At 44.8% G+C, this 21,934-nt stretch carries 22 protein-coding genes; 17 read left to right on the top strand and 5 right to left on the bottom strand.

The genetic code is table 11. From position 1 onward, the window contains the following. Positions 1–147 precede the first annotated feature (147 nt). On the bottom strand, positions 148–513 hold the full coding sequence (locus NDI35_RS07470; protein WP_445312169.1) for a hypothetical protein: 366 nt from the start codon (positions 511–513) through the stop codon (positions 148–150). Between the two features lie 78 nt (positions 514–591). Here NDI35_RS07470 and NDI35_RS07465 point away from each other — a divergent pair, with 78 nt between their 5' ends. Beyond that, positions 592–1,185 carry a DJ-1/PfpI family protein gene (locus tag NDI35_RS07465; RefSeq protein ID WP_445312168.1) on the top strand — a complete coding sequence of 198 codons (594 nt, stop codon included), beginning with the start codon at positions 592–594 and terminating at the stop codon, positions 1,183–1,185. Between the two features lie 132 nt (positions 1,186–1,317). Here NDI35_RS07465 and NDI35_RS07460 read toward each other — a convergent pair whose 3' ends face one another. Next, a complete protein-coding gene (locus NDI35_RS07460; RefSeq protein ID WP_445312167.1) occupies positions 1,318–2,208 on the bottom strand; it encodes a carbohydrate ABC transporter permease in 891 nt (296 codons plus the stop codon). A 59-nt stretch (positions 2,209–2,267) separates the two neighbouring features. Here NDI35_RS07460 and NDI35_RS07455 point away from each other — a divergent pair, with 59 nt between their 5' ends. From NDI35_RS07455 to NDI35_RS07445, 3 genes are all read left to right on the top strand, one after another. Further along, the gene (locus tag NDI35_RS07455; RefSeq protein WP_445312166.1) at positions 2,268–2,849 is read left to right on the top strand and encodes a GNAT family N-acetyltransferase; all 582 of its coding nucleotides are present in this window, start codon (positions 2,268–2,270) and stop codon (positions 2,847–2,849) included. Positions 2,850–3,113: 264 nt separating this feature from the next. After that, positions 3,114–3,785 (top strand): phosphoribosylglycinamide formyltransferase, encoded by a 672-nt coding sequence (gene purN, locus NDI35_RS07450; RefSeq protein ID WP_445312165.1) that lies wholly within the window; start codon positions 3,114–3,116, stop codon positions 3,783–3,785. Continuing rightward, positions 3,778–4,887: a class I SAM-dependent methyltransferase gene (locus tag NDI35_RS07445; protein WP_445312164.1), complete on the top strand. Its 1,110-nt coding sequence runs from the start codon at positions 3,778–3,780 to the stop codon at positions 4,885–4,887. Before purN ends, NDI35_RS07445 begins: the two co-directional genes overlap by 8 nt. Positions 4,888–5,211: 324 nt before the next feature. Here the strand turns inward: NDI35_RS07445 and rlmN are convergent, their stop codons facing one another. Continuing rightward, entirely contained in the window at positions 5,212–6,327 is a 1,116-nt protein-coding gene (gene rlmN, locus NDI35_RS07440; protein ID WP_445312163.1) for a dual-specificity RNA methyltransferase RlmN, read from the bottom strand. Positions 6,328–6,691: 364 nt separating this feature from the next. On the opposite strand from rlmN, the gene lgt reads away from it, so the two are divergent. The 4 genes from lgt to NDI35_RS07420 all read left to right on the top strand — a co-directional run bounded on the left by lgt (position 6,692) and on the right by NDI35_RS07420 (position 10,099). After that, complete coding sequence (gene lgt, locus NDI35_RS07435; RefSeq protein ID WP_445312162.1) at positions 6,692–7,585, top strand: prolipoprotein diacylglyceryl transferase; 894 nt, start codon at positions 6,692–6,694, stop codon at positions 7,583–7,585. A 120-nt stretch (positions 7,586–7,705) separates the two neighbouring features. Next, on the top strand, positions 7,706–8,542 hold the full coding sequence (gene cobM, locus NDI35_RS07430; RefSeq protein ID WP_445312161.1) for a precorrin-4 C(11)-methyltransferase: 837 nt from the start codon (positions 7,706–7,708) through the stop codon (positions 8,540–8,542). Between the two features lie 85 nt (positions 8,543–8,627). After that, on the top strand, positions 8,628–9,464 hold the full coding sequence (locus NDI35_RS07425; protein ID WP_445312160.1) for a dienelactone hydrolase family protein: 837 nt from the start codon (positions 8,628–8,630) through the stop codon (positions 9,462–9,464). A 152-nt stretch (positions 9,465–9,616) separates the two neighbouring features. After that, a complete protein-coding gene (locus NDI35_RS07420) occupies positions 9,617–10,099 on the top strand; it encodes a flavin reductase family protein (RefSeq protein ID WP_015178074.1) in 483 nt (160 codons plus the stop codon). A 113-nt stretch (positions 10,100–10,212) separates the two neighbouring features. Here the strand turns inward: NDI35_RS07420 and NDI35_RS07415 are convergent, their stop codons facing one another. Next, on the bottom strand, positions 10,213–10,791 hold the full coding sequence (locus tag NDI35_RS07415) for a pyroglutamyl-peptidase I family protein (protein WP_445312159.1): 579 nt from the start codon (positions 10,789–10,791) through the stop codon (positions 10,213–10,215). Between NDI35_RS07415 and hisH the strand changes: the two genes are divergently transcribed. The 9 genes from hisH (at position 10,781) to hpsP (ending at position 19,728) form a co-directional block, all read left to right on the top strand. Then, positions 10,781–11,416, top strand: coding sequence for an imidazole glycerol phosphate synthase subunit HisH (hisH, locus tag NDI35_RS07410; protein ID WP_445312158.1), 636 nt, complete (start codon positions 10,781–10,783; stop codon positions 11,414–11,416). The two genes, NDI35_RS07415 and hisH, sit on opposite strands and share 11 nt — an antisense overlap. Positions 11,417–11,613: 197 nt before the next feature. Then, complete coding sequence (rsmD, locus tag NDI35_RS07405; protein WP_445312157.1) at positions 11,614–12,156, top strand: 16S rRNA (guanine(966)-N(2))-methyltransferase RsmD; 543 nt, start codon at positions 11,614–11,616, stop codon at positions 12,154–12,156. 258 nt (positions 12,157–12,414) lie between these two features. Further along, positions 12,415–13,875: a phosphoglucosamine mutase gene (gene glmM / locus NDI35_RS07400; RefSeq protein ID WP_445312156.1), complete on the top strand. Its 1,461-nt coding sequence runs from the start codon at positions 12,415–12,417 to the stop codon at positions 13,873–13,875. Between the two features lie 198 nt (positions 13,876–14,073). Further along, the gene (locus tag NDI35_RS07395) at positions 14,074–15,702 is read left to right on the top strand and encodes a glycosyltransferase family 39 protein (RefSeq protein WP_445312155.1); all 1,629 of its coding nucleotides are present in this window, start codon (positions 14,074–14,076) and stop codon (positions 15,700–15,702) included. A gap of 18 nt (positions 15,703–15,720) precedes the next feature. Beyond that, on the top strand, positions 15,721–16,695 hold the full coding sequence (gene hpsN, locus NDI35_RS07390; RefSeq protein ID WP_445312154.1) for a hormogonium polysaccharide biosynthesis glycosyltransferase HpsN: 975 nt from the start codon (positions 15,721–15,723) through the stop codon (positions 16,693–16,695). Between the two features lie 27 nt (positions 16,696–16,722). After that, a complete protein-coding gene (gene hpsO, locus NDI35_RS07385; RefSeq protein ID WP_445312153.1) occupies positions 16,723–17,892 on the top strand; it encodes a hormogonium polysaccharide biosynthesis glycosyltransferase HpsO in 1,170 nt (389 codons plus the stop codon). 44 nt (positions 17,893–17,936) lie between these two features. Beyond that, the gene (locus NDI35_RS07380) at positions 17,937–18,284 is read left to right on the top strand and encodes a hypothetical protein (RefSeq protein ID WP_445312152.1); all 348 of its coding nucleotides are present in this window, start codon (positions 17,937–17,939) and stop codon (positions 18,282–18,284) included. Then, positions 18,281–18,460: a hypothetical protein gene (locus NDI35_RS07375; protein ID WP_332977946.1), complete on the top strand. Its 180-nt coding sequence runs from the start codon at positions 18,281–18,283 to the stop codon at positions 18,458–18,460. The genes NDI35_RS07380 and NDI35_RS07375 overlap by 4 nt, the downstream gene beginning before the upstream one ends. A 47-nt stretch (positions 18,461–18,507) precedes the next feature. Continuing rightward, the gene (hpsP, locus tag NDI35_RS07370; protein ID WP_445312151.1) at positions 18,508–19,728 is read left to right on the top strand and encodes a hormogonium polysaccharide biosynthesis glycosyltransferase HpsP; all 1,221 of its coding nucleotides are present in this window, start codon (positions 18,508–18,510) and stop codon (positions 19,726–19,728) included. 73 nt (positions 19,729–19,801) lie between these two features. Here the strand turns inward: hpsP and NDI35_RS07365 are convergent, their stop codons facing one another. Continuing rightward, positions 19,802–21,781 (bottom strand): TerD family protein, encoded by a 1,980-nt coding sequence (locus NDI35_RS07365; protein WP_445312150.1) that lies wholly within the window; start codon positions 21,779–21,781, stop codon positions 19,802–19,804. Positions 21,782–21,934 lie beyond the last annotated feature (153 nt).

The raw sequence follows: 21,934 nt of genomic DNA, 5'->3' as shown, positions 1-21,934 counted from the left end.
GACTCCTGACTCCTGACTCCTGACTCCCTACTTTTGCTCAATAATTAATCCGTGTATCCGTGTCGCGCCTTCCTTCTTCCTTCTTCCTTCTTCCTTCTTCCTTCTTCCTTCTTCCTTCTTCCTTCTTCCTTCTTCCTTCTTCCTTCTCTAGCGATTTCTCGACGCTTCTAGCTTTGACAAGCGCTCTTGAATTTTAATAACATCTTGCTTAGTTTCAATTGCCAAAGTTGCTAAATTGTCAAACATCGGGTCTCCCGACAGCGGTCTAGGATTTGTGCGACCAGAACCGGAAGGGGGAGGAGACTGAGGCCGGTTAACTCTAGAACCTTGGTTCTGCAAGCTGTAGATTTGTCCCCTGAGTTCAGAAATTTGCCTTTCTAATTGAGTAATGCGAAACTCTAATTGAGTTGTGGATTGAGCGGGCGTGACAATTGGCGCAACAGCAATTGCTAAGGCGCAAGCCAGACATAAAATACAGATTGTTAGGACGCGATGGCGAATATTTTTCGGCATAGCTTTAATAATTTAAATTATATCAGTTCTACAATAACAAATCGCCCAGATTTTTTGCCTCTATCAGAAGTAGGTCTTATGGCAACTAGGAACGTAGCTATTTTAATGTTCGATGATGTCGAGGTACTGGACTTTGCAGGCCCTTTTGAAGTGTTTTCGGTGACATCAGAATTAAGTAAGGGCGAGCGACCTTTTGCAGTCTCTACCGTAGCCGAACATCCCGGTGCTGTCAACGCCCGCAACGGTTTGAGTGTAAATCCCGACTGCACCATTTCCGATTGTCCGCCACCGGATATTTTAATTGTACCGGGAGGACAAGGTACGAGAAAGTTAATCGATAATTCAGCAGTTATTAACTGGATAAAAGATTATGCGCCAACAGCAGAATTAGTCCTTTCTGTCTGTACGGGTTCGCTGCTTTTGGCAAAAGCTGGCTTGTTGGAAGGTTTGGAAGCAACTACACACCATCAAGTATTGGATTTATTGAAAGAATTAGCTCCCAACACAACTATTATCGAAAATCAGCGATTTGTAGATAACGGCAAAATCATCACCTCTGGGGGAATTGCTGCGGGAATTGATATGTCTTTGCACGTTGTCGGCAAACTTTTGGGTACAGCACAAGCTGAACAAACAGCCGAGCACATGGAATATAAAATTGGGAATTGGTAATTGGGCATTGGGCATCGTTAATTGTATAATTTGTGCGATCGTAGGGGGGAGTTTACCAACCATCATGCCCCTAAACAAACAATCTCGTAAACCCGCCCCGCCCATACACGAAGGATGCTACCGGATGTGATATCAAGCATCTTCGCCCCAAACTCGAAGCTGAACATAAACTAATATCAAAGCTACAGCCATCAGGAAAGTTGCCGCAGCGGCTGCATAGCCAAAATCAAATTGCGAAAAAGCTTGCTCGTAAATATAATAAACTAGCAAATTAGTAGAGTTCAAAGGGCCGCCGCCGGTGATGACGTAAACTTGCTCGAAACTCCGCAGAGTAAAAATAGCAGTAGTGACAGTAGCAAATACTAAAGTCGGGCGCAAACCGGGTAAAGTGATATACAAAAATTGCTGCCAAGCATTAGCTCCATCCAATTCTGCGGCTTCGTAACGATTTACCGGAATTGCTTGCAATCCTGCTAAAAATACTACCATATTAAAGCCTAATTGTTTCCAAACACTGAGCAGAATGATCACAGGCATTGCCCAAACTGTGCTACTCAGCCAAGGAATTGGATTTAAGCCGATCGCACTTAGCGCATTATTCACCGGGCCTTCGGTTTGAAACAACCACCGCCAACCCAAGCCAACCGCAACTAAAGAGGTAATCGAAGGAATAAAATAAGCGGTGCGGAGAGCTCCTCGCCAAGCAAACGAGCGATTTAGCAAAACTGCCAAACCCAATGGAATCACTAAACTGGGAATGACTGTTGCAGTAGTAAAATAGAGCGTATTTTGGAGAACTTGCCAGAAATCCGGGTTTGTGACTAGACGCCAGTAGTTGTTGAAGCCAATCCAACGCACTCCCGACTGGGTAAAGCTGCCGCTGGTAAAGCTGAGGTAAAATAAATAGGCGATCGGCCAAATCAAAAAAGTACCCAGAAACAGCAAAGCTGGGGCCAGAAAAGTCCAAGCTGCGATCGCATCATTATCCAACCAGTTAAAACGCCCAAATTTAATCCGATCCATTGGCTTGTAAATTTTAGCTTTTAGTTTTAAATGGTATCACAATATAGGTCAATGTCCAAATGAACCTTCTCGATATATTAACTCATTTACCCACTATAGAAACTGAAAGGCTCCTGCTCCGAAAAATTACTTTAAATGATGCGAGCGATATGTTTGAGTATGCCTCAAATCCCGAAGTATCACAATACACAATGTGGTCAAGTCACACCTCGATTGAAGACACTAAATATTTTCTAAAGTCACTTACAAAAATGTACAAAAAACGAGAGCTGGTAGATTGGGGAGTCGTTCATAAAGCCGACAAAAAGTTTATCGGGACTTGTGGATTTGTGGAATGGAGCATGACCCACAGCCGCGCGGAAATTGGCTATGCACTCTCTAGGAGCTATTGGGGCGAAGGATACATGAGCGAGGCTGTCAATGCAGTTATTGAATTCGGCTTTCGGGAGATGTTGCTGAATCGAATTATGGCTCGATGTGAAGTTAACAATATTGCTTCTGCTAGGGTGATGGAAAAAGTGGGGATGCAATTGGAAGGGGTATTGCGACAGCACCTATTTGTGAAAGGCAGATATTGGGATCTAAAAGTTTATTCGATTCTCAGGGAAGAGTTTTTTGATAATATTGTAGAAGAGGAGTGAATCAGTCGGTCAACGAAAAAAAATAATATACTTAGGGCCTACGCAATATCTCCATGTAGAGTGCGCCGAAGCACACCTTACCCTTTACCTCTATAGTAGAATACGAGTGAATAGTTTTTATCTTTATGACCAAGAATTTCTTGATGGTACCCGCCACGTGATTGATCCGTGGAATCAATCCGCAATCTAAAATCTAAAATCCTCAAGCCCCCGAATTTATCCGTGGGGTCAATCCACAATCTAAAATCTAAAATCTAAAATCGAATGACCGCTAATCCAGTATCTGTTAATTCCAATGCCTGGCTGATTTCTCCTGAGATTGGCAAAAGTGCACTCGCTCCGGCCCATCCTCCATTAAAATTAGGAGTTTTAGCATCAGGAAGCGGCAGCAACTTCGAGGTAATTGCCCAAGCCATCCAAAACCAACAACTCAACGCTAACATCCCAGTATTAATTTACAACAACCCCGAAGCAAAAGCCGCAGCCAGAGCCGAAAAATACGGCATTCCCTCGATTCTTCTCAATCACCGCGACTGCAAAAGCCGCGAAGAATTAGATACAAAAATTGTCAAAACTTTTCAAGAATATGATGTAGAATGGGTAGTGATGGCGGGTTGGATGCGAATTGTTACCAAAGTTTTGTTTGATGCTTTTCCCGATCGCGTTATTAACATTCACCCCAGCTTACTGCCGAGTTTCCCAGGAATTCGCGCTGTCGAGCAAGCACTGGCCGCTAAGGTTAAAATCACCGGATGTACGGTGCATATCGCCCGTTTAGAAGTAGACAGCGGGCCGATTTTAATGCAGGCTGCCGTGCCGATATTGCCTGATGATACCGCAGAAACGCTGCACGCTCGAATTCAGGTGCAAGAGCACAAGATTATGCTCGGTGCGATCGCACTTATTGCCGAATCTAATCGAAAATATTGTGACTAAAAACCTCACCAGTGCTGCATCTATCCCCGAATTGCCTGTCAGCGAATCACTCGAAATAGGCCCGCCGCTGACAGACTCCAATCGCCTGAAATTAATTCTCAAAGAAAGGCTCAAAAGGAGCATCGGCCTCAAGGGAGAATTCTATCTGCCTTGCTTGCCATCGATGCTAGACGACTATCTTAAATTACTCTCAGACTTCTTAAACATTCTCGGACAAAACATCGACGCTGCCCAAGCCGAAAACTTGCGAACATTAATCGCCAACGCCTTAGCAGAAGGATTCAAAAATTCCCCCCACGCTAATCTCATAGTCTCATACTTTCCTGCTAATTCCCAAACCGGTTTAGCCGGCGGCATTACTCTGAATACCAAGATTCAAGTCGAATCGATGGCCCAGAAATATCATAGCTGGCCGGATATTCGCCCCGAACCTTTATTCGGCAGCCATCCCGATGCCAAAGTCATCGCCATTGCCGCCGAATTAGGCGAACCGGGAAAAGCACCTATTTTAGATGTCGGTGCGGGCCCAGGGCGCAATAGTTTGCCTTTAGCAAGGTTAGGCCATTCCGTGGATGCGATCGAACTAACGCCGATATTTGCCGAGAAACTATCAGCAGCAGCCACCGCCGAAAACTTGCCGATAAATGTCACCCAAGGCGACGTTTTAGACCCATTATTGAGGATGAAAACTTATCGGTACAAATTAGCCATTGCTACCGAAGTTCTCTCCCACTTCCGCTACCCCGAACAAATTCGTCTTTTCCTCGGCAAAATGTCCGATGCCGTTTTAAGCGGCGGGTTTATCTTATTCAGCACTTTCTTAGCGGTAGATGGGTACGAACCCGATGAGATGGCAAAACAAATGTCTGAATTGTGTTGGTCTTATCTGATTACCAGACAAGAATTGCAAGCAGCAATAGAGGGTTTGCCGTTAGAAATTATTTCTGATGAATCTGTGATTCAATACGAACAAAAACATTTGCCTGATTCGGCGTGGCCGCCGACACCTTGGTTTGTCAGTTGGGCTAGCGGGCGGGATTTATTTTCGGTGCAACAAACACCGCCGTTAGAGTTGCGGTGGATACTTGTTAAACGCTTGTAAGCTGTCGCGCATTTAAATTGTATATTCAGGGCGGGCGAGACGCCCACCCCACAAGACTTTGATTTTTTTTGACAGATAATTTAAAGGCAGAACAGCTTAAAGAGTTAGTATGGTGCGTCACAAAGTAGTTTATCGATGATTGATAAAATAACGCGGTCTAACTCACATCTTGCACCATTCTCAAGAACAGGCTTTCCGGCCTGTTCCACAAAGACGGAGTTTTCTTGTGGGGTGGGCATCCTGCCCGCCCGCAAAAGGCTAATTGAGAATGGTGCAACATCTCAGAGCTCACGCACCATACGACAATTTTTAGGGATTAAAAATTCAATTTTCAACCTCGGATGCCCGCAATTGTCCGCAGGCTGCATCTGCTTCTAAGCCGCGAGAATACCGCACGCTAACTGCAATTTTCTTTTCCTTCAAAGTCGCAACGAAACTGTTAATTCTATTGGGAGTAGGTCGCTTATATTCAGCTTCCTGAATCGGATTGTAAGGAATCAAATTGACGTGACACTGAAAACCTCGCAAGTGAGTTGCTAACTCGGCTGCGTGTTCTGGCAAGTCATTCACACCTGCTAAAAGTACGTATTCAAAACTCAATCTGCGTCCAGTCGATCGCACATATTCCCGACATTCTGCGATTAACTCACCCAAAGGATAAGGGCGGGCGCTAGGAATTAACTCTTCGCGCAATCTTTGATTGGAAGCGTGGAGGCTGACGGCGAGGGTAACTTGCAGTTGATGTTCAGCTAGTTGGCTGATGCGATTCCGAATTCCTACTGTAGAAATGGTGATGTTTCGCTGTCCAATCCCTACGTCTTGATTCAAACACTTGACAGCAGCTACAACATTATCAAAATTCAGCAGGGGTTCGCCCATTCCCATAAATACGATGTGGCTGACTCTGCGGCCGAAATCTTGCTGTACTGTCAAGACTTGATCGACGATTTCGTGTTTTTCTAAATTGCGCTTGAAACCGCCTTTTCCCGTAGCGCAAAAGTCGCAGCCCATCGCGCAGCCAACTTGGGCTGAGACGCACACAGTCAGCCGTTTATCGGTGGGAATGCCGACTGTTTCAATGATTTGACCGTCTGCCAATTTTAAGAGATACTTTACCGTGGCGTCTGGTGCGACCGATCGATAGTGAATGGTTGATCGCCCGATCGGAATTTTAGCAACAGTCTCGCGCCACTGTTTCGAGAATACAGAAATGTCAGAGATCGATCGTGCACCTTTCTCATAAATCCACTGGTACAACTGCTTTCCCCGATAAGCCGGTTGTCCCTGCTGCTGCACCCACTCCGTTAACTCAGCTAAACTCGCCCCCAGCAAGGGCGGAATTTTACCCGACTCAACAGCCAAAGCAGCAGTCTTGCGAGACTGATTCGCACCCTTGGAATTACCAGAAGAGTACACCTGAGAAACGGAAGTAGGAGACATAGGTCATCAGAAAATTTAAAGCCATCCTCTATATTAAAACTTCTCGACCAAAGCGGCAGTTAATCCTCCAGAAGGTACTTATGCAGAAAGCAGAAGGCGGAATCTCGATCCGGCTAAATCCCTTAATAAGGGGAAGTTTAAGAATAATCCGGTTCCCCCTTAAAAAAGGGGGTTAGGGGGCTTTTATTGTGGACTCACAAAAAAAACTCCAGACAGCAATCTGCAAAATCAAGCATCCAGTTAATATTTGGCAAAATTCCCCAAATATTGCGTGTAAATGACCGCAGCCACCTAAAATAAACTCTGGAGTTTGTTAAAGGGTATGCAAATTTGACAGCTTTCCATCACAATTAATGCAACTTTTATGGTGCTAAATATTCTTGCGCTGCCCTTAGCGTTTCAATTTACATCGCCCGGCCCGATAATCTTTCAACTTGGCCCCGTAGCCATTCGCTGGTATGGGCTGTTGATAGCTTCTGCCGTCTTGATTGGGGTCAGTCTGTCCCAATACTTAGCCCAAAAACGCCGCGTCAACCCGGAATTGCTGGGTGATTTGGCAATCTGGCTGGTTCTGGGCGCTATTCCCTGCGCTCGAATTTATTACGTGGCTTTCGAGTGGCAGCAATACGCCCAGAGGCCAGAGGATATTATTGCGATTTGGAAAGGCGGGATTGCCATTCACGGGGCGATTTTGGGCGGCACGATCGCAGCTTTAATTTTTGCGAAAATTCAGCGAGTTTCTTTTTGGCAATTGGCAGATTTAATCGCGCCTTCGGCAATTCTCGGTCAGGCGATAGGACGCTGGGGAAATTTCTTTAACTCCGAAGCTTTTGGCAGTCCTACGGATTTGCCTTGGAAACTCTATATTCCGCCAAACAGCCGCCCGCCCGCCTACGCTAATTTTGAATATTTCCACCCCACATTTCTCTACGAATCCCTGTGGAATTTGACAGTATTTGGGTTGCTTCTGACTTTGTTTTTCCGCGATTTGCAGGGCAAAATTCGCTTGAAAATTGGTGCTTTATTTTTGGTTTATATCGCAGCTTACAGTTCGGGTAGAGTCTGGATTGAAGGGTTGCGAACTGACAGTTTGATGTTCGGGCCGCTGCGGACGGCACAGATGGTAAGCTTGACTGGGATTGTGCTAGGGTTGGGCGGGTTAGCTTGGCTTTATTTGCTCGATCGACCTTTACCCGATGTTGTCTCCCCCAATAGCGATCGGGCAAAGATCACTCCGAAAGTGCCAGAGGATCAATAAAAAACCCCAGAGAGGTTAGTCTCTAGGGTTCAAAACCAGGGTGCATCTACCATCCCTTACTTCCAACCAAAATAGGTACATCCGGAAGAGTCCGTAAATTTAGCAAATTTTTTAGCAGCCATGAGTTTGACAGAGATTGAAGCCCTAATTCCAGGGGTATACATTGTAGGTGCAGGTCCGGGAGACCCGGATTTGTTGACTGTTAAGGCTCAAAAATTACTGGCTGCAGCCGATGTCATATTATTTGCTGATTCCTTAGTCCCAGAGCAAATTTTGCAGGGGGTGCGCGCGGATGCTGAAGTGATCCAAACTGCGGATAAGACCCTCGAAGAGATTGTACCTTTGATGGTGCAACGAGTGCAGGCCGGAAAAAGCGTCGTCCGCCTCCATTCCGGCGATCCCTGTCTCTACGGGGCTGTCGGCGAACAAATGCAAGCTTTGGCCTCGGAGGGAATTGCTTTTGAGGTAATTCCGGGAATTAGCGCTTTCCAACTTGCGGCGGCTAAACTTAAAATTGAGTTGACAGTTCCGGGAGTTGTGCAGACAATTATTTTGACGCGAATTAGCGGCAGAACTGAAGTACCGGAACGCGAAGAATTGGCGAGTTTAGCGGCTCATCAAGCGAGTTTGTGCCTGTATTTGAGTGCCCGCCATGTCGAAAAAGCTCAAGCTAAATTGATGGAACATTACCCATCTGATTTGCCTGTAGCGATTTGTTATCGGTTGGGCTGGCCTGATGAAAAAATTGTGCTAGTTCCCCTTGACAAAATGGCCGTTGCTACGCGCGAAAATAATTTGATCAGAACGACAATCTATGTGATTAGTCCGGCGTTGGGAAAATCGGCAGAAGGGCGATCGCGCTTGTACCATCCAGAGCACGATCGGCTTTTCCGAGCATCGAAGGAAGAAGGAAGAAGGAAGAGGGAAGAAGGAAGAGGGAAGAAAGAGCAATTATGAAATAACCAATTACCAATTCCCAATTCCCAATTCTCAATTCCCCAATCTAAAATCTAAAAACTAAAAACTAAAATCTAAAATCGCCATGACTGATTTAACTCGCAGACAATTTATCATTGTCACCGCATTAAGCGCCGGATTTACCTTAGCAGTTCATCCTATTGCGGCTGCCGTTATCAATACGGATGCTGCTGGTTTAGTTGCAGGTGAGGTAAAAATTCCCGTAAAAGACGGCTCAATTCCAGCCTACAGAGCAATGCCAGCCAGCGGCAGCAATTTTCCAGTAATTTTAGTAATTCAAGAAATCTTCGGAGTCCACGCCCACCTTCAAGATATTTGCCGCCGTTTGGCAAAATTAGGTTATTTAGCGATCGCCCCAGAAATGTTTGCCCGTCAAGGTGATGTTTCTAAAATGACCGACATTCAAGAAATTAGGAGTAAAGTTGTCTCGAAAGTTCCTGACGAGCAAGTTATGTCCGATTTAGATGCAACCGTAGATTGGGCACAAAAGTCAGGAAAAGGCAATATTAATAAGTTGGGAATTACAGGATTTTGCTGGGGTGGCAGAATTGTTTGGCTGTACTCTTCCCATAACCCGAAAGTCAAAGCTGGAGTGGCTTGGTACGGGCGTTTGGTTGGCGATTCTACGGCTTTAACTCCCAAACAGCCGATCGACATTGCAGCAACTTTGAAAGTGCCTGTATTGGGGCTTTACGGCGGCAAAGACGAGGGAATTCCCAACGATACAGTAGAGAAAATGCGGGAAGTTCTCAAAACTGGTAGCAGCGGTTCGGAAATTGTGCTTTATCCAGATGCGCCCCACGCTTTTAACGCCGACTATCGCCCCAGTTACCGGGAAAAAGAAGCTGAGGATGCTTGGAAACGGATGCAAGATTGGTTTAAAAAGTATGGAGTTTCTTGATAGTTGTGAGTTGTTAATTTTCACTTAAAACTGGTGTCAAGTTTGGGATGGAAAAAGGCAATATTAGCGAATAGCCCTTAAGACAGGTGGGTTTGTGGACCCGACATTGGTAAACTGAGCGGTGTAGAATTATCGATCGAACAGGTAAGCCCGTGCTAGACGAACAAGCTAAAAAGACCATCTTGCGGAAAATCCCTCACGGATTGTACATCTGCGGTGTCAAAGACGGGGAGGAAGTCAACGGTTTCACCGCTAGCTGGGTGATGCAATCTTCCTTTACCCCTCCCTTAGTTGTCAACTGCGTTAAGCAAGACTCCAAATCCCACGCCATGATCAAAGCTAGCGGTGTCTTTGCTTTGAGTTTCCTAGAAGCAGGGCAAAAAGACTTAGCCCAGAAATTCTTCAAGCAGCAGCGCCGCGTTGGCAATAAATTTGAGGATGTAGAATTTTATCCGGGCGCGGAAACTGGTTGTCCGATTATCTCGGATTCTCTGGGTTACATCGAGTGCAAAGTTGTCGGTGCCGTGGAACACGGGGATCACACGGTTTATGTGGGAGAAGTTTTGGCAGCCGGCGTCCACCGAGAAGGCAATCCGTTGCTGCTAGAAAGCACCGGTTGGAATTACGGCGGCTAATGACTTGGCACTTGGCAGTTGTTAGTAAAAAAAACTAACACTGAGAAACCCGGTTTCTTTAAAAGTCCGGGTTTCTGAATACTAAACAAATTTTTATGTTGAATTAGAGCGACCTATTTATTAGTTGCGAGAGTTAGGCGTCGCATAACTAATAAAAAATCGGCGACAATCTTTTCGGTGTTTTCATCAGTTAAAATTGGTACGTGAACGAAAATACATTTAGCGGCTATTTGAGAATCGCAAATATGTTTTAAAACCGCATAATATAGGGCTTCGCATACAAATTTTCCGGCTTCGTGACTGATTTCTGTTGCAGCTAAATCAGCGACTAGCGGTTCGAGATTAACTGCGGTTTTCCGAATGTCGCTATCGCAACAAGCGCAAGATTCTACGGTTAATTTTTGCCGACTTTCGGCCATGCCGCAGCAGATAATAGTATCGGGTTGGAGTTGGTGGATTTTGGCGATCGCTAAATTAGGTGCTAGCTGAAAATCAACAGGCAGTTTCCTCAAAAAAGTCAGGGAATTAGGCAAAGATTTGATTTGGGAAATCTTTGCTAATAAGTCGTCGGAAGAGTTGGATTGCTGATGGGGAAGCCAAGTATCAAATGAGGTTAGCAGGATTTTCGCCGTCATATTTGTGCAATAATACTGATATTGATAATATAAGGCAAGTAAGTCAATGTCTGTCATTGCAGTAGTGGACTATGACATGGGGAATCTGCACTCAGTCTGTAAAGGCTTGGAAAATGTGGGTGCAGTGCCAAAAATTACAGATTCTCCTGCTATAATCGAGCAGGCTGATGCGGTGGTTTTGCCGGGGGTGGGTTCGTTTGACCCGGCAATGCAGAATTTACGATCGCGCAATTTGATAGAACCGATAAAAAGGGCGATCGCCTCGCGGAAACCTTTTTTAGGCATTTGTTTGGGTTTGCAAATTCTGTTTGAAAGTTCCGAAGAAGGTGTAGAACCCGGATTGGGGGTTATTGCGGGAAAAGTGCGCCGATTTCGCTCGGAACCGGGTTTGACAATTCCGCACATGGGATGGAATCAATTGGAATTGACTCAGCAGAATTTGCCGCTGTGGCAAAATTTACCGTCTGATCCTTGGGTTTATTTCGTGCATTCTTATTATGTCGATCCTGTTGATTGGGAAGTGCGATCGGCAATGGTGACTCACGGTAGTCAAAACGTGACGGCGGCTATAGCTAAAGACAATCTGATGGCCGTGCAATTTCACCCGGAAAAGTCTTCGAGTACGGGATTGCAAATGCTGTCAAATTTTGTCAGTCTAGTGAGGGAAAAAGTACCTGCTTAGGTGGCATGAATCTTAAAAAAAACCCGGTAGATTGCCGAAACCGGGTTTGACATTTTTAAAAGTCTTCTTCCTTCTTCCTGACATCCGTTACATCCGTTACATCCCGTACATTGCTCGTTGCCGAACTTCCTTCTTTTTTATTCCTGACATCCGTTACATCCGTTACAGAATCCGTTGCCGAACTTCCTTCTTCCTAAATGAGCCTAAGAATCTGTGGCAATCGCCAAATAAAAACCCTGCCGGGACTCGCAACTCGCCCTACACCTTCGCGAGTCAGAGAAGCTTTATTTAATATTTGGCAAGGGACGATCGCAGATTGCAGATGGCTTGACATTTGTACCGGCAGCGGTTCGATGGGTGCAGAAGCTTTGTGTCGGCAAGCCGCGAGTGTCACTGGCATCGAACAGTCGGCGAAAGCTTGTGCGATTATCCGCCAAAACTGGGAGCAAGTAGCAGACTCATCCCAAACCTTCCAAATATTGCGGGGAAACGCGACGGCGAAGTTGGCGGCACTAGCGGGGCAGCAGTTCGATCGCATTTACTTCGATCCGCCCTACGCCAGCGACTTGTACGAACCTGTGTTAAACACGATCGCCAGCCAAGAAATGCTAGCACCAAACGGCGAAATCGCGATCGAACACAGCCCGGAGCGATCGGCACAACCGATTTCCGGTCTAGAAATTTGCCGCCACAAAGTATACGGCAATACAGCATTAACTTTCTACACACGCAGTGCCTGACAGGCTCAAACCGCAGCAGCGTCACGCCTGGAGACTGAAAGAAACCGGGTTTCGTGGCGTGGGCACGCCCCCGGTACTAAAAGTTTTTCCCTTGGGTACAATACAAATTTTTCCGATGAAGTTAAGCTTTGTGCGTAGGTTGTCAGAGCAAGTTGCTTCAGCAATTGACGAAATAAATGGAGTTTAGGCTGAAAATAAAGACTTTCAGTTGTAACATGAACCCAAAGTGTGAGTGTGAATATTCCTAAAGGAGTGAATATGGTTCAGACACCTTCGCGCCCTCGTGGCAGCGAGTTTCCGGCTGCTAACTCGGTACAGCCAGTCAAACGCGATACGATTCTGGTGGGAGATAGCCTCCCCCTGCCAAATACCAAACTCTTCGGCACAGACGGCATTCGCGGGAAAGTTGGAGAATTGCTGAATGCACCCCTAGCCCTGCAAGTGGGCTTCTGGGCTGGACAAGTTCTACGCCAAAATTCCCCCAACCAGGGGCCTGTGATTTTGGGGCAAGACAGCAGGAATTCCAGCGATATGCTGGCAATGGCACTGTCAGCGGGTTTGACGGCCGCCGGTTTGGAAGTGTGGAATTTGGGATTGTGTCCCACTCCCTGCGTTGCTTATCTGGCAAGCGTTTCGGAGTCGGTCGGCGGAGTGATGATTTCGGCTTCTCACAATCCCCCAGAAGACAACGGCATTAAGTTTTTCGGCTCAAACGGCTCGAAGCTGTCGCAGCAGTTACAGGAACAAATCGAAGCGGGAATCCGGGGGGCAAAGGTTCCAATTGCTAGCTTGGGTTGGGGACACCACTACCATCGAGCTGAGTTGGTTAAAGATTATGCCACTTCGCTCTGTGATTCGCTGCAACAGATGAATTTGGAGGGAATGCGGATAGTTTTGGATTTGGCTTGGGGGGCGGCCGCGGGTTTGGGGCCGGCGGTGTTCGCGCAAATGGGGGCGGATGTGATCTGTTTGCACGACTCTCCTGATGGATCTCGCATTAATGTTAACTGCGGTTCTACTCATCTCGACAGTTTGCAAGCGGCTGTTTTGGAACACAATGCCGATTTGGGATTTGCTTTTGACGGCGATGCCGATCGAGTTTTGTGTGTTGACAACCAAGGTCGAACGATTGACGGCGATTACATTCTTTATCTGTGGGGCCGGCAGTTGCGCGACTCCGAACAGTTACCATCCAATTTAATTATTTCTACTGTAATGGCTAACCTCGGCTTCGAGCGAGCTTGGGAAGAATTGGGGGGTAAACTAACTAGAACCAACGTGGGAGATCAGTACGTTCACGCTGAAATGCAGCGCACTGGTGCGATGTTGGGCGGCGAACAGTCGGGACACATTCTTTGTCCGCATTACGGTGTCAGCGGCGACGGTTTGCTGACAGCTTTGCATTTGGCTTCGCTGGTGCGCCAGTCCGGGCAATCTTTGGCACACTTGGTAAGTGGCAGTTTCCAAACTTATCCGCAGTTGTTGCGAAATATTCGGGTGGAGGATCGCGAAAAACGCCTGAAATGGCAGGAGTGCGAGGCAATGCAAAAGGCCATCGAACGTGCTACAACAGCAATGGGCGAACAGGGACGGGTTTTGGTTCGCGCTTCTGGCACTGAACCGCTAATTCGAGTTATGGTGGAAGCTGCCAGCGCCGAATTGGCTAATTTCTGGACTGAAAATTTAGTTTTAGCCGTTCAGCAACACATAGCTATCTGATGGAAATGGGGAATTAATCTGAAGGAAGAAGGAAGAAGGAAGAAGGAAGAAGGAAGAAGGAAGAAGGAAGAAGGAAGAAGCCTCTAGATAAATATAGGGGCTATTGAAACTAACTTCTCATTCTTTATTCCCTCTTGCTTATTCCCTCTGTCCTAAATAACTAAATCCTTCTTTCTTCATTTCCCCATTTCTGATTGTATGAACACCAAATCAATTCAAAAGGGGCGGCTGCATCGCATTTCGTTAAAATTTTTAATTGTCGTCATATTAATAACGGGGATATGGTTCCGCTTTACTAATCTGGATAGCAAAGTCTATTCGTTCGACGAATCTATCACCTCGCTGCGAATTTCGGGCTACACTTGGACGGAAATGGTGCAGCAAGATTTTCAAGGCAAAACAATTAGCGTCGCAGATTTGCAGCGGAAATACCAACAAATAAATTCCGAAAAAACTTGGCGAGATACTGTTAAAGGTTTAGCTACAGAAGAACCTCAACTGTCGCCGCTGTATTTTATTTTAGCCAGGTTTTGGGTGCAGTTGTTCGACCCGCAAGTGGCGACTGTCAGAAGTCTTTCCGCTTTGATTAGTTTGTTAGTTTTTCCCAGCATTTATTGGCTGTGCTGGGAATTATTTCGCTCTGCGTCTGTGGGATGGATGGCGGTTACAATCGTTGCTGTTTCCCCCTTTCACGTCTTGTACGCGCAAGAAGCAAGACCCTACATGATGTTTGCAGTCCTCGTCTTGCTGTCGAATGCAATTCTGCTGCGGGCGATCGCCCTACAAAATTCTCCGACTACATCTAAATTATTGAGTAAGGCTGTTTGGTCTATTTATGCGATCGCCCTGACTTTCGGACTCTATTCTAGTTTATTATTTTTTTTAGTAGTATTCGCCCACGGCATTTATGTAATTATCACAGAAAATTGGCGTTTTGGCAAGACATTAATTGCTTATTTACTAGCTTCAGCGGCAGCAATAATTATGTTTGCGCCTTGGATTTGGATATTAGTTGATAACTCGGAAAAGATTGAGTCAACAGTAGGCTTTCCCCGCTTTTCCCTGCCTTTGATGTCTTCACTTCAACCTTTAATTCTCATCACCTGCCGAATATTTATCGACACGCATTGGGCCGGCGGAATTATCAAATTGGGTTCGAGCAATATGGTTACAGATTTAATGAGACTGATTGTAATGGTCGTATTGCTGTTAGCGATCGCACATTCACTATACTCGCTCTGCTGCTTAACTCCCAAACGAGTTTGGCTGTTTGTCTTGACAGGGATCGGAATTACAGCGATAGTATTGATAGTAGTGCGAGGCGTTGCCGATCGCTATATGGTTCCCTATATTTTAGCAATCCAGATAGCTGTTGCCTATCTATTCACTACTAAAATTGCAGCCGCCACCAATCCCCGCCAACAAAAGCTGTGGCAGCTTGGTTTAATAGCGTTAATATCGAGTGGAATAGTTTCTTGTGCCGTCAGCTCACAGTCGCAACTTTGGTGGAACAAGTATCCTTCTAGCACTAAATATAATCCGCAAGTAGCAGCGATTGTCAATCAAGCGAAAAAACCTTTAGTAATCACTCACGGAGGCAACAACATCACAGGAAAAATACTGTCTGTCAGCTATCTGCTGAAGCCGCAAGTACAGTTTTTGCTGGCAGTTAAACCCGAACAAGTCAAAATTCCTGATGGTTTTAGCGATGTATTTCTCTACCGACCTACAGAAGCATTGCAATTTGAACTAGAAAAAGTGCAAAAATATAACATTACACCAATTGACAAACCCGACGCTGGCTGGCTTTGGCGTGTAGAGAAATAAGCAAAGTGGCAACTGCAAATGATGATTTCTGTTGTGATACCCACCTACAACCGCGAGCAACCTCTGCGAGAGACATTGGCTGATGCGCTTCGGCAAAATTACCCGAATTTTGAAGTGCTAGTAATCGATCAAACTCGCACCCACGAATCAGAAACTCAAGTTTATTTAGAGGAATTGGCAAATGCTGGCAAAATTCGGTGGTTTCGGGTAGATTGGGCAAGTTTGCCGGCAGCTCGAAATTATGCAGTGCGCCGCGCAGTTGGAGAGATTATTTTATTTATTGATGATGATGTACAATTGCCAGAGGGTTTTTTAGCGGCTCACGCTGACAACTATTTAGAAAAACCCGATGTGGGATGTGTGGCGGGCCGGGTTTTGGACAGAATGAAACTGGATAATTCTGGAGGCGATTTGGCGATTGAATATTTGCCCTCAGAAGCTATGGATGCGGGCATTGCCTGGTATTTTATCGATTTGGTGCATACAGTCAAACCGCAGCAGGTGCTCTCGGCTAGAGGCTGCAATATGTCATTTCGCAGGCAGGTTTTTGCCGAATGGGGGCTGAGGTTTGATGAGCGGTTTGCAGGTAGTGCGGTGCGGGAGGAGTCGGATTTTTGTTTGAGATTGCGATCGACTGGCATGAAAATTTGGTACGATCCCAATGCGTGTTTAGTTCACTTGGGGGAAGAGAGCGGCGGGTGTCACGATGTCAGCACGCGATCGATCGAATATCAAATCACATTTTATCACAATCACTTTCTAATGGGATTGAAAAATTTAACAGCTTTTCAATGCCTGCGATTTTTTGCCAAACTCTTTGACTGCCACGTTTTGGGAAATCCGCCTTGTTATAAAAGCCACTCGCCCATTAAAATTATAACTAGATTTGCTTTTTATATCTTGGGTTTTCTCAGTGCTATAAATACAGTAACTCAATCTCTGTGGAATGATGGACAAATTTACAGCCATCAAGACAACATTAACGCTCAATAATTCCCTATTCCTTCCCCCTTCCCCTAAATGAGAATTCTCGTTGCCAGTCACACCTATATTGTGGACATTAACCGGGAAAAGTTCAAGATATTAGCAAGCCTAGAACCCGATATTGAAGTAACAGTTGTAGTGCCGCAGCGTTGGAAACCCGGAGGGGTTCAAAATAAAATTATAGAAACGGAATTTTATCAAAAGGGTTCCTTTAAAGTAATCCCTGTCTCCAACTTTAGTCAAAACAATCAAGGATTGCTAAGCTTTGGTTTTGATTTAATTAAAGTTTTGCAAAACTTTAGACCCCAGATAATCCAAATTGAACAAGGTTCAAAATCCCTTGCTTGCGCTCAATTAATTTTATTAAATAAACTGCTCAAATTCAAAGCAAAAAATATACTATTTACTTGGTGGAATCTGCCTTATCAATTGAATTGGCCTGTTTCAGTCTTAGAAAATTACAATCTTCAGCACACCGACGGAATTATTGCAGGCAACTTAGATGGAGCTAAAATTTTGCGGCAGCGGGGCTATCAAGGTGCGGTAAAAGTAATGCCACAACTCGGAGTAGATGAAACTTTGTTTCGTCGCACTGGTAAAAACGCTGATTTATCGCGCATATTCGGCATTGAACCGACCGATTTTGTGGTAGGCTTTGTAGGGCGATTTGTCGAAGAAAAAGGATTGTTGACTTTAGCTGAAGCTTTGGCAGGCTTGAAAAAAAGCTCTTGGAAGTGGCTGTTAGTAGGACAAGGAAAATTGCGGACGTATCTCGCGGAAAAATGTATTGAATGGGGAATCAGCGACCGAATAATCTGGGTAGAAAGCGTTTCCCACGAAGAAATTCCTCCCTACATTAACTTAATGAACTGTTTGGTATTGCCCTCGCAAACCAGCTATAAATTCAAAACTTTGACCTCTGTGGGCTGGAAAGAACAATTCGGTCACGTTTTAATTGAAGCGATGGCCTGTCACATTCCGGTTATTGGTTCCGACTGCGGGGAAATTCCCCATGTCATCGGCGATGCGGGGTTATTATTCCCAGAAGGAAATGCAGGGGTTTTGCGAGAGTGTTTGCAGCAATTGATGGAGCGGCGGGAGTTGGCTGCTGATTTGGGCGATCGGGGTTATCATCGAGCGATGAGCAATTATACAAATAAAGCTTTAGCTGAGCAGTTATTGGAATTCTACAAAGAATTGTTGTAACTTTTAGCTATAATGCAAGTGTTAAATAAAAAAAACTGTGGTAAATGTCTATTCCTCCCGACATACGCTCTTTGGTTAGCGAACTCTACCAGGTACTAGACGATACCGAACGCCAAGCAACGCTGGGACTTTTTGCACTTAGAAGAGCAATGTCTCTTTTTCCACAAAATGAAATACTGATGCAATACTTTTCTTCGATCAGTAATTTTCAATTCTGCGTAGCAGGTGTTCGCTTACAAGCAGAACACATTGTGGGCAATGTATTGATGGCTGGTGTGCCCGATGAAGATGTTCAAAAAGCAGGAGATTATTTAGCAGCCTTGCTACATATGGCTCCTGAATCGAAAATTATGATTGACAAAGTAGTTGAGAGATTAGAAGCATTGCCATGAAACAATTACCAGATGAAAGCCTACTCCTAGAAATCCTGGAAATTGTGAAAGCGGCGGAAGCAAAAGCCAGTGAAATGTATGAATTTTCCAAGACAATGGCTCACAATACCCAAATTACAGCAACAAAAAGAGAGGAAGCTGAACAGCTAGACGGGCAACCTTTTGCAGATAATTAAATTTGTAATGGGATGTGTTGGTATGTTGATTTAAATAACTATCCCCGATGCGGATTCTCCAAATTATCCCTTCAATCTCCCTTGTCTACGGCGGGCCGAGTCAAATGGTAATCGGACTTTCTGCGGCTCTTGCTTTCCAAGGTATTGATGTCACAATTATTACCACAGATTCTAACGGAGATATCGGTCAACCTCCCTTAGATGTTCCTCTAAATCAACCAATAAAACAAAACGGTTATCAAATTATTTATTTCCGCTGTTCTCCCTGGCGCAGATATAAATTTTCCCTCTCGTTATTGCAGTGGTTAAATGAAAATGCGGGGCAATTTGACCTGGCTCACATTCACGCTCTTTTCTCACCGGTAACTACCCTCGCTGCTACAATTGCTAGATATCACAAGTTGCCATATATTATGCGTCCCTGCGGTATGCTTGATCCCGCCGATTTGCAGAAAAAAAAGCGCTTAAAACAGATTTATGCAGCAGTTTTAGAACGCCCTAATTTAGCAGGTGCAGCCGCAATTCACTTCACAAGTAAAGAAGAAGCTAAAATCTCAGAAAGATTTGGTTTGGACTGCACAGGCAAGATACCCGTGGCACGAGATTTGGTGATTCCATTGGGGGTGACAGCAGGTTTTTTTCCTAAGAGATTGCGAGAATCTCAAGTGCCAATCATCTTATTTATGTCGCGGATTGAACCTAAAAAAGGGCTTGATTTGCTAATTACAGCATTAGAAAGTATTTTGGCATCGGGAATAAGTTTTAAGTTTATTTTAGCTGGTTCAAACCCACAAGATGCTGGTTATGAAACAAGAATTAAAGTCCAAATTCAGAATTCAATATTAGCACAATACACAACAATAACTGGCTTTGTGAGCGGCGATTTAAAAAGTGAACTGTTGACAAACGCCGACTTATTTGTCTTGCCTTCTTATTACGAAAACTTTGGCATTGCTGTAGCAGAAGCGATGGCCGCGGGTGTACCTGTCGCCATTTCCGATCGCATACATATTGCCGAAGACATACAGCAAGCAGAAGCTGGTTGGGTGGAACCTTTGGAAGTAGGGGCGATCGCCAATTCAATTAAATCAGCACTTCTCAATCCACAGGAGCGCCAACGGCGGGGATTAAACGGCCAAGAGTATGCTAAAAAGCATTATAACTGGGAGGCGATCGCCCAGCAAACCATCGATGCTTACCAGGAGATTTTGTCATCTATAGCAGAAAGAAGAAGGAAGAAGGAAGAAGGAAGAAGGAAGAAGCAATAAAATCAATTGTTTCAGCCATTAACAACGTCCTAACCGTCTTGGCGGTTGCTATATTGACTAATGTGACTGGGGTTTACCTTTTACTTCTTCTCCTGCTGCGAGTTCTTGTGCTGCTGCTATCAGAATTTGCAGGCGAGATTTTTTCAACGCTGCTACTGCTTTTAACATCAGTAGACTCAGAGTTTGAGGTAGCAGTCGCGGATTTTCTTCTAATTATAATCGGAACATTAACCGATCGACCGCAGGGCCTGCCAAAGGAGTCTATTTTCCTCCGATAATCGCAGATTGCAGCCTCTGCAATCGGTTCTTGACAATCATTAATAAAGCTTTGTGCTAATTTGTAATTATTTCCGTCTCCCTGCTTTAAGAAAAGTTCTCCAGCTTGGTTAAAATCTGCTACTGCTTGCGATTTGGTTCCCAACATACAGCGAATAGCACCTCGTTCCAAATAAGCCAAACCATAATTAGGATTAACGCGAATAGCTTGTTCGTAATCCCCGATCGCCTGTTGCTTTTTTCCCAATTCATAGTATGCTTGACCGCGACCGAAATAAGCTTCTGCCAAGTTAGGATTAAATTGTAGCGCTCGATCGTAATTGTAAATTGCCTGCTGCTTGTTTCCCTGTTTTGCAGTAGCAATTCCCAATCCGAGGTAAGCTTGAGGTATGTTGGGATTCAGCGTTAAAGCCTGAGTAAAATTGGCGATCGCCCCCGGAACATCTCCCTTTTGAACTTTCAAAGAACCTTGGTTGCTGAAATTTGCAGCTTTTTGAGAGATCGCAACTCTTTGACTGATAACAGCGCGATTGGCCCGGTAATTAGATAACTTATTTTGAGCTAGATTATAAACAGGTGTACGTGAATCGATCACTTCTAAAAGTGCGATCGCCTGTTGCCATTTACTTTGCGACTGCTGCCAAACTTCTATCGGATGAGGCGGTTTTTGCACAACCACAGCAGCTTCCATCGCCAATTGTTGAGCTTTTTCTAGACTTTCTGCAGCCTGTAAATTTTGCGCTACTGGAACCAAACTCGGGCGCAGTTTCAGCAAATCAGCTCTAGCTTGTTGATACCCAAAGCCAGGGAAGTTAGGAATTTTCTCTAAATGGGCGATCGTTTCTTTAAGTCGTTTATCGAAACTTCTGAGCAAATTGACATCTGTGACTTTCTCTGCATTCTGCGTTTCAACTGCCAGTATTTTCGCTTGCTTCAGCGTTTCATTTGCCCGCATTAAGGCGATCGTCCCTACACTTGTTCCCAACACCAAAACCCCTAAACCTGCTAATAAAGCTGCGGGTATTTTGCGACTTCGCGAATTATTATTAACTTGATTGTTAATTCGTGATGGCTGTACCCTTCGAGTCTGACGAGAGTGTTCCGCTTCCGGTTCTGAATCCACCTCCAAATCCCAAGCCGGCAACTGCAAATCATCTGCTGCTGTTCCCGCTGTCAACTCCCTACTAATGGGAGCAATATTATTGCTGTTTCCGCTTTTATACTTGTCAACCAAACTCTGCAATCCTGCTTGATATCCTTCTCCTACTGCCTGAAATCTCCACTCTCCATTCTTTCTATACAAACGACCAAACTCTACAGCAGTCTCTCGCGAAAAGTTCTCTTTTAATTCATACCGAACCAGTTCGCTTCCCGTATCCAAATTGGTAATTTTGATAAAAGCATTTTTGATATTGCTAAAATTTGCCTTGATTTTATCTGCTTCGTGAATAGTGACCGCAAAAGTTATTTCCTCAATCTCAGCATTAATTTTCTCTAAGATAACGCCGTAAATAGTCTTATTCTCTTGACCTCGGTTGTTTTTGTCAGAAATCGATTGCAGTACCGAACCGTCACAGGATTGCAGATTATTATAAAAGATCAAATATTTATCGTTAGGTAGTTTGCCGTCAGCACTTAGCATAAAGGCAGAGACATCAATCTCGTAGCTTTTTCCTGCCTCTGTCACTTGCCAACCCAGGGCGATCGCGATTTTTTTCAAACCGGGCGCTTCTTTAGAGATATTAAATCTCTCACCCTTACTTAATTGCATTGCCATCTGCTTATTTGTTAAACATCAAACTTTATAGTGTTCATGTTAATATTAAGTCCCCGGATAATTTTTGCTATTCAATAAAACTTAATATTTTGCTTTTAATAGCGGGCTTGATTAAAAATATGTGCTGCCTGTATCTGAAATTTATTGAGACTT

Source organism: Microcoleus vaginatus FACHB-2002 (genome assembly GCF_040004035.1).
GTDB lineage: Bacteria > Cyanobacteriota > Cyanobacteriia > Cyanobacteriales > Microcoleaceae > Microcoleus > Microcoleus vaginatus_C.
Note: the sequence above shows the minus strand (reverse complement) of the source record. Positions and strands in the feature narration are given on the sequence as shown.